General features: G+C 23.3%; 11 protein-coding genes. All 11 read left to right on the top strand.

From position 1 onward, the window contains the following. Positions 1 to 377: 377 nt before the first annotated feature. On the top strand, positions 378 to 731 hold the full coding sequence (locus tag MDPP_RS02060; protein ID WP_144658566.1) for a hypothetical protein: 354 nt from the start codon (positions 378 to 380) through the stop codon (positions 729 to 731). Between the two features lie 73 nt (positions 732 to 804). Beyond that, positions 805 to 1,164 (top strand): hypothetical protein, encoded by a 360-nt coding sequence (locus MDPP_RS02055; protein WP_144658565.1) that lies wholly within the window; start codon positions 805 to 807, stop codon positions 1,162 to 1,164. A 51-nt stretch (positions 1,165 to 1,215) separates the two neighbouring features. Then, positions 1,216 to 1,578, top strand: coding sequence for a hypothetical protein (locus tag MDPP_RS02050; RefSeq protein WP_144658564.1), 363 nt, complete (start codon positions 1,216 to 1,218; stop codon positions 1,576 to 1,578). Further along, on the top strand, positions 1,578 to 2,141 hold the full coding sequence (locus MDPP_RS02045; protein WP_144658563.1) for a hypothetical protein: 564 nt from the start codon (positions 1,578 to 1,580) through the stop codon (positions 2,139 to 2,141). Before MDPP_RS02050 ends, MDPP_RS02045 begins: the two co-directional genes overlap by 1 nt. After that, positions 2,134 to 3,717, top strand: coding sequence for an ATP-dependent metallopeptidase FtsH/Yme1/Tma family protein (locus tag MDPP_RS02040; protein ID WP_144658562.1), 1,584 nt, complete (start codon positions 2,134 to 2,136; stop codon positions 3,715 to 3,717). Before MDPP_RS02045 ends, MDPP_RS02040 begins: the two co-directional genes overlap by 8 nt. 382 nt (positions 3,718 to 4,099) lie before the next feature. Beyond that, entirely contained in the window at positions 4,100 to 4,453 is a 354-nt protein-coding gene (locus MDPP_RS02035) for a hypothetical protein (protein ID WP_144658561.1), read from the top strand. Between the two features lie 621 nt (positions 4,454 to 5,074). Continuing rightward, the gene (locus tag MDPP_RS02030) at positions 5,075 to 5,302 is read left to right on the top strand and encodes a DUF2963 domain-containing protein (protein WP_144658560.1); all 228 of its coding nucleotides are present in this window, start codon (positions 5,075 to 5,077) and stop codon (positions 5,300 to 5,302) included. A 92-nt stretch (positions 5,303 to 5,394) separates the two neighbouring features. Beyond that, the gene (locus MDPP_RS02025; RefSeq protein WP_144658559.1) at positions 5,395 to 5,634 is read left to right on the top strand and encodes a hypothetical protein; all 240 of its coding nucleotides are present in this window, start codon (positions 5,395 to 5,397) and stop codon (positions 5,632 to 5,634) included. A gap of 254 nt (positions 5,635 to 5,888) precedes the next feature. Next, complete coding sequence (locus MDPP_RS02020; protein WP_144658558.1) at positions 5,889 to 6,584, top strand: DUF2963 domain-containing protein; 696 nt, start codon at positions 5,889 to 5,891, stop codon at positions 6,582 to 6,584. 222 nt (positions 6,585 to 6,806) lie between these two features. Then, positions 6,807 to 7,229, top strand: a complete 423-nt coding sequence (locus MDPP_RS02015; protein ID WP_144658557.1) for a DUF2963 domain-containing protein — start codon at positions 6,807 to 6,809, stop codon at positions 7,227 to 7,229. Between the two features lie 30 nt (positions 7,230 to 7,259). Continuing rightward, positions 7,260 to 7,514: a DUF2963 domain-containing protein gene (locus MDPP_RS02010; protein WP_144658556.1), complete on the top strand. Its 255-nt coding sequence runs from the start codon at positions 7,260 to 7,262 to the stop codon at positions 7,512 to 7,514. Positions 7,515 to 8,021: the final 507 nt, after the last annotated feature.

The following is an 8,021-nucleotide window of genomic DNA, read 5'->3' as shown; positions in this document are numbered from 1 at the left end:
AAGTTAAGAAAAAGCGACTCTTTAGCTATTAAAACAGAGTCGGAATATCAAGCTTCTTCTGAATCTTCTAATTTAGAAAAAAAATCTTCTTCTAATCGTGGTTGGTTTGGTTGGGGAAGTTAAATTTTCAATTTTTTTCTTTTTTTTTATTTTTTTTTGTTATAATATTTTCAAGGTTTAATATTACTATTTTTTTTTTATTAAACCTATTGCCTTCGGGCTCTAATTTATATTTAACTATTTTTTTACGATTTCAAAATAACTATTTATAGATATGTTTTTATCTATAAAATAAGGGTTTTAGTGCATAAAATCTTTATTTTATAATTAAAAATGTTCTTTTTTTTAATTATAAAATAATAAAAAGGATTGAAAGGATGATTAATTTTCAGTATTATTTGATAATTTTTTTGAATGATTTGCGTATTTTAAAGTATTATTTATTAAAGTTTTTAAGTGTTTTTGGTCTTGTTGTTTTTGTGTATTTAATGCTTACTCTTTATTTTGCTCGTCGTAAATTTATTTCGATTTTGAAATCTAAGAGACAAGAAAACTTACCGATGAGCTACTATTTAAAGATATTTGCGTTTAAGCCGGTTTTTTGTTTTTTACCTTTTTATTCTGTTTTGGAATGTTCTCCAAGTCATTTGCGTAAGGCTGGTTTTTCTTCATCTCAAATTTCAGAATTTATTTCTTTAAAATATCAGTCTTTTGATCCGAATTTTTGTTAAGTTAAGAGGAATTTTTCAATGAAATTTAAGTATATAGTTCTTTTATTATTTTTGCTTTTAGGAGGAATTTTCGTTGGATTTTCAGGTAATTAAAGAATGTTTTAAGTATTTTTCAATTGGATTTGCTCTTTTTGTTTTTTTATTATGGTTGTTTTCTATTATTATTACAATTTTCTATCATTTTAAACTTATTTCGATTTTAAAATCTAAAAGAAAACAAAATTTACCGATGTCTTATTATGTAGATGAATTTGAAATTGGAGATAATTTTGTAATATTTTTAGGAGATTCATATTATATTAATCATGATGCAAAATCTTGTAATTGTTTAGTCGATAAGGATTTTTATAATAAATATTTACGTAAAGCGGGGTTTTCTCAATCTCAAATTGCAGAATTTAATTCGCTTTTTGATAAAAAATATATGGAATAAAATTTAAGTATTTAGTTTTAATATTATTATTACTTTTAGGAGGAATTTTCGTTGGATTTTTATTTAATTAAAGAATGTTTTAAGTATTTTTTAATTGTTTTTGTTATTTTTGTTTTTATAGTAGGGGTTTTGGATGCTATTATTACATGTTTATATCATTTTAAATTGATTTCTATTTTTAAATCTAAACGAAAACAAAATTTACCGATGTCTTATTATGTTGATGAATTTGAAATTGAAGATGATTTTTTAAGATGGTTAAGACATTCATATTCTATTGATGATACTGTCAATGATATTTTAACTGATAAGTTTTTTTATAATAAATATTTTCGTAAGGCTGGTTTTTCTCAGTCTCAAATTGATGAATTTAATTCGCTTTTTGATAAAAAAAACATGGAGGTTTTGCATTAATGTTATTTTTTAAAAAGTATTCTCGTGTTTTTTTTATTTTATTTTATTTAATTTCTTTTTCTTTTTTTTTATTTATTATTGATTATTTTTATACTCAAAAAATCAAACTTCTTGCTAATTATTATGATAGTGAGGAGATTATTTTTCAACTGCAAGGTCAAATTCAAGAACAACAACAAGCTTTTTCTTCTTTGCAAATGAATAACAATTTATTATTTGAATCCAAAACTGGTCTTCAAGGTTCTTATAATTCTTTAGTTGAAATTAATTGTCAGCAATGTAATGAAATTCAATATTTAAAGGAATTAAATTCTCATCAATGTAATGAAATTCAACAATTAAATAAAGTTAATTATCAGCAACGTAATGAGATTCTACAGTTAAAGGAATTAAATTCTCATCAATTTAATGAGATTCAACAATTAAAGCATGAAATTGCTTTTTTGCAACAATCTAATAAAGTTGGTCTTCATAGAAAAAATATTCCAATTATTTTTGAAGATTCATATGAAGATCCATCACAAGAATTAGTTTCTAATCAAGAAAATAGCGAAAATGCGTAAAATTAAATTTACATTTCGCTTTTTCATTTATGTTTTGATGGCTCTTAATTTTTTTTGTTTAACTTGTTTTTATTTAAATGATTTGGTTTTCCAAAAAAGCCTTGAAGCAGGTGGCCTTAATATTCGTTTTTTTGGTTTTCATCGATTTTGTTTTTTTCTTAAAAAAAACGTTTTTAGTGTGATTGAAGGCTTTGTTTCTCCTTTTTTGACCCTTGTTTTGCTTGGTGGTTGGGGTGAAGGTTTTTTTCGCCGTTCTTCTTATCAAACTAAAAAGGCTTCTTTTCTTCATACCCAACTAACTTTTCAAGATGTTGCTGGTAATGAAGATGAGAAGGAAGAATTAAAAGAATTAGTTGATTATTTAAAACATCCGAAAAGGTATGTTTCTCGTGGTGCTTTTTTGCCACATGGTATTCTTTTAGAAGGACCACCTGGCACTGGTAAAACTTTATTGGCGAAAGCTTTAGCGGGTGAAGCCCAAGTCCCTTTTTTTTATTGTAGTGGTTCGGAATTTGTTGAAATGTTTGTTGGCGTTGGTGCTTCTCGTGTTCGTCAATTATTTCAGGATGCTCGTTCACATGCTCCTTGTATTATTTTTATTGATGAAATTGATGTTTTAGCTGCTCGTCGTGATAATTCTTTTGGTCATCAAGAAAAAAACCAAACCTTAAATCAGTTTTTAGTTGAAATGGACGGTTTTACTCAACGTGATAATATTGTTGTGATTGGTTCGACTAATCGTGCTGATATGTTGGATTCAGCTGTTTTAAGACCTGGAAGATTTGATTTAAAATTTGTTGTTTCTTATCCTGATTTAAAAGCACGTGAAGCGATTTATCGCGTTCATTTAAGAAATAAAAATGTTGATTCCCAAATTGATATTCTTCATTTAGCTCGTCTTTCTACTCATTTTAGTGGTGCTATGATTGCGACTGTTGTTAATCAGGCTTTAGTGTTATCCGTTCGTCAGCAATTACCTCAAGCCAATCAATTATGTTTTGAAGAAGCTATTGACCGTGTTTTATTAGGTCCAGCCAAAAAATCTCTTAAATATAATGATTTTGAGAAGAAAATGGTTGCTTACCATGAAGCAGGTCATGCTGTCATTAGTCTTAAATTGGAATATGCTAAGAAAGTTCAAAAGATTACTATTATTCCGCGTGGTAATGCGGGTGGTTATAATTTGCTTTATTCTCCTGATGATTTTAATTTTAGTTCCAAAAAAAAAATGCAAGCTGATTTAGTTTGTTATTTAGGTGGTCGTGTTGCTGAGGAATTGGTTTTTGATGATATTTCGGATGGTGCTTTTGGTGATTATAAAGAAGCAACACGTTTAGCAGAACAAATGATTACTAAGGTTGGTTTTGGTGAGCTTAAAGGTCGTACCCATCAATTTTCCGACCGTAAAATCATTAATCAACAAATTAATTCTCTTTTAGAGGAATCATATTCTCAATGTAAACAAATTATGCAAGCTAATCGTGTTCTTTTAGATAAAATTGCTTTGCTTTTAATCGAACAAGAAACAATTACTTTTGCTGAAATTCAAAGAATTGTTTTTGATTTAAAAATTTAGAAATATATTTTTTTTTATTTTTCTTTTTTTTATGTTATAATTTTAGTGTTATTGTTTGTTTTTGATTGGGTCGAAATAAACAATAACCATCTTTTTTGATTTTTTTCTTGTGTTTCTTTCGGATTTCTTTATTATTTTTCAATATTGTTTTAATGATATTGATATCACATTATTTGGTTTTAGGTTTTATTTTATCCTTTTGGAATGTCATGATAATTATTTTTTTCATTGTATTAAATGGATTGTATTATTATTTTTAATTCTAGATTGTTTTAAATGCATTTGATACAATCTTCCTATTTTTTTTGAGACTTTTTTTAATAAAAAAAAGTCTTTTTATTTCTTTTTTTTCGCTAAATTTATTAATGGGTTATCATTTTGTATGCGTTCAAGTCATCGTTTTAAAAGTCGAAAAATTATTACCTATAAGAGAATAAAAAAAGGGTTGAATCAAGATCAATTAGTTCGGGTTTATTCTAATTTTTTTATTGATAAAATGAATTCTAAGAATGTTTTTTCTAAACCTTATAAATATGAAATTATTACTAAACCAACTCAATATGGTTATAATGAATATTTTTATGTTGGTAATTTTAAATATTATGTTGAAGGTCATAGAACAAGGGCGCAAAAGCAAGCTTATTTTGATTCTCAAAAAGAAGTTAAGCAAGTTAAAAATGTGTTGCGTCGTTTAGCTGATTTAAAAAAAAGGTTGGATAAATTTAGTTTCAAATAAAATTTTTCTTTTTTGTTTTTTTATAAGGGGATGTTCGTGGTTTTGCTAGAATTAATTTGTTTTATTTAGCATATCTTGGTTGCGCAAGTTAAAACGTTTTGAGGTTAAAATAATCGGCAAAGAAGTCCAAAAAAGTATTCTTGTTTCTTTCTTGAATACTAAAGGAAATTTAGTTCCTGCTTATCTTTAATTTATTTTTATCTATTTTTTTGTTAATTTTTATTTTTTTTTATTTTTTTGAAGTTTAAATCTAATTGCATTTTTTTTAAGTTTTTGTTTTTTTTGTTTTTTCAAAACAAAATAAATATGTAGAAAAATAAAATAAATTAATTTTATACAGGGGTTCGATTCCCCTCATCTCCACCAAAATCATTGTTTGGAAAGAATTTCTTTTTTAAATATACTCTTGATCGAATGTGTTACTACTTTTATTTTTCAAGAGTATATTTAAGAAAATCATTTTTTTTATTAAAAAGATATCATTTTTTGGTATCTTTTTTTGTTTTATTTCTTTTTTTTATGTTATAATATTTATGTATTAAAAAAAATAAAAGTAGTAAATAAATTTAATTTATTTTTTATTATCTTTTATTTAAAATTAATAAAAGAGGTATAAAAAAAATGTTTTTTAAATCAAAATATGATAAACAGGGACGAATAATTAGAATTCATAATTATTATTTAGATGGAAAAAAAATTAGTTATGTTTTTGGATATGATTCAAAAACTGGAAATTTAAATATTTTCCCTCATGCTAAACTTGTTCAATATAAAGAAGATGATAATATGATTGAGGAAATAACGAATTATGACCCTAATACAGGTATATTAATTAAAAAAAATAGTTAAATATATCATTTTTTTTTATTTTTTAAAATTTTTATTTTTTTTATTTGAAAAACTTATTAAAGAGAAGAATTTATTAAGAAGGTTTTTTTATAATGGTAGACAAAAAATATATAGAAGCAAAATATTTTGATGGGAAATTAGTTCATATTTTTAAATTTTATTATAGAAATGATAAAAATTTGCGTCTTGTTGATTATTTTGATGAAAATTTTTGTTTATTTAAGCGTGTTCGTTATGATAAGAAGGGAGAGATTAAGAAAGTTGAAATGATTTGTCCAAAAATATGTGTACTTGATAAAGGTTTGTTATCAATTTATAAGTTGGTACATTAATTGATAATTTTTTTTATGGTAAATGGAACATATGCACCCCTAATAAGCAAGCGTAGCGCGCTAGTCGCGAACGCGATTTTTGTTTTTGCAAAAAACAAAAAGCAGTTTTAGTTAAAAGTTTTAGTTTTTTTTATTTAAAAAAACATATTAAATGTATTTATGAATTAGATATTAAAAATATTTTTTATATTAATTATTATTATTTAAATTAAAATTTATTTAAATTTATTTTTTTTAAAATAGGAGAAAAAAGCATGGAAAATAAAAATTTAAGTTATATTGAAAAAATTGAAAAGTTTATTAAAATTGTTGTTTATTTATTATTTTTTTTAATTGGTGTTTTATTTTTATTTAAAATAATTTTAGATGATGATAAATCTAAAAATTTAAATAATGACGAAAAATTACCATTAGAACAAAAAGTATTTAATGATAATGATAAAAATAAATTGTTAGAACAAAATATATTTAATGAAATTAAACATGATGAAACAAAAAAATCTGAAATTAAACATGATGAAACAAAAAAATCTGAAATTAAACATGATGAAAAAAAAGATAAAAAAGTATATTATTGTGCAGATGGAAAAGCAATTTGTTTTTTTGAAGAATATGATATAAATGGTAAAATAATTAGAATTACTCAATTTCAAGAAGATGGAAAAACAATTAATTATATTAGAGAATATGATTCAAAAACTGGAAAACTTATTAAATATACTCAATTTCGAGAAGATGGAAAAACAATTAATTATATTGATGAATTTGACTCAAAAACTGGAAATTTAATTAAAGAAATTCGTTATCAAGGTGATGGAAAAGCAATTAATTATATTTTTGAATATGACTCACAAACTAAAAATCTAATTAAATTTACTGAATATAATGATGATGGTAAGACAATTAATATAATTATAAAATTTGATCCAAATACAGGAAAAGAAATATAATTTGTTTATACTGATAAATTTTTTGAATAATTTAATTGAACTAAAAAAAATTAATAAAATTAGTATTTATTTTTAAAAAGATATCATTTTTTGGTATCTTTTTTTTTATTTCTTTTTTTTATGTTATAATATTTATGTATCAAAAAAAATAAAAGTAGTAAATGGATTTAATTTATTTTTATTATTTTTTATTCAAATTAAGAAAAGAGAAGGAAAAAAAATGTGAATAAAAGCAATGAAACTAAAATTTTTTATCAAGATGATGGAAAAACAATTAATTTTATTGAAGAATATTATTTAAATACTGGAAATCGAATTAAATTGATTGTATATAAAAAAGATGGAAAATTAATTAATTGTGTCAAAGAATATGATTTAAATACTAAAGTAGAAATTAAATTTATTAAATATAGACAGGATGGAAAATCAATTGATTATATTAATGAATATGATTTAAATACTAGATGTTTAATTAATTTGATTCAATATAGAGAAGATGGAAAAACAATTCATTTTATCGAAGAATATGATCTAAATACTAGAAATCGAATTAAATTGATTGTATATAAAAAAGATGGAAAATTAATTAATTATATTAGAGAATATGATTCTAATACAGGAAGATTAATTCGAAAAAATATTTAAAGATATTATTTTTTTTGAGGTGTTGTAATAATGTTAAATAAAGAATATAATAGAGAAGGTAAATTAATTAAATCTATTTATTATTGTTCTACTGGTGAAATGAGAAAAAAAATTTATTATCGATCTGATGGTAAAACTATTTATTATGTTGTTAAATATAATATTTCAACAGGTAAAGAAAAAGAACGTATTTTTTATCGTTTAGATGGTAAGACTATTAATTTTATTCATTGTTTTAATTTAAATACTGGTGATTATGCTAAAACCAATTATTTATTTCTTTGATTAAAAGATAAATTGTAGGATAGAATTTTTGTTTATTAAGACCTTTTTTCAGGTCTTATTTTTTTTTAAAAGAAAAAAAAAGCGTGTATTAGATTTATTTTTTCCAAACGTTAGTGCGGTAGGTTATTCGACCAAAGCCGGAGGCGGTCCAGTAATTGATAATTTTTTTTATGATAAATGAAACACAACAACACCCTTAAATAAGCAAGCGTAGCGCGCTAGTCGCGAACGCGATTTTTGTTTTTGCAAAAAACAAAAAGCAGTTTTAGTTAAAAATTTTATTTTTTTAAAAAAAAGTTTTTTTATTTAAAAATATGTTATAATTATTTTGTATTTGACTTATTAATAAAAAATTAGTAGAGTTAATTGAAAAAAAGTCGGATAGTACTTTTTATTAACTTATAATATAAAAAAAGTGAAGGAGACATGATATAGTGTCAACAATGTACCAAAAAATCGAGTTTACAAAGTACAGCAGAGGAAAATATGCTGGTGAACCGATGAAGG

Source organism: Candidatus Phytoplasma pini (assembly GCF_007821455.1).
GTDB classification, from domain to species: Bacteria; Bacillota_I; Bacilli_A; order Acholeplasmatales; family Acholeplasmataceae; genus Phytoplasma; species Phytoplasma pini.
Note: the sequence above shows the minus strand (reverse complement) of the source record. Positions and strands in the feature narration are given on the sequence as shown.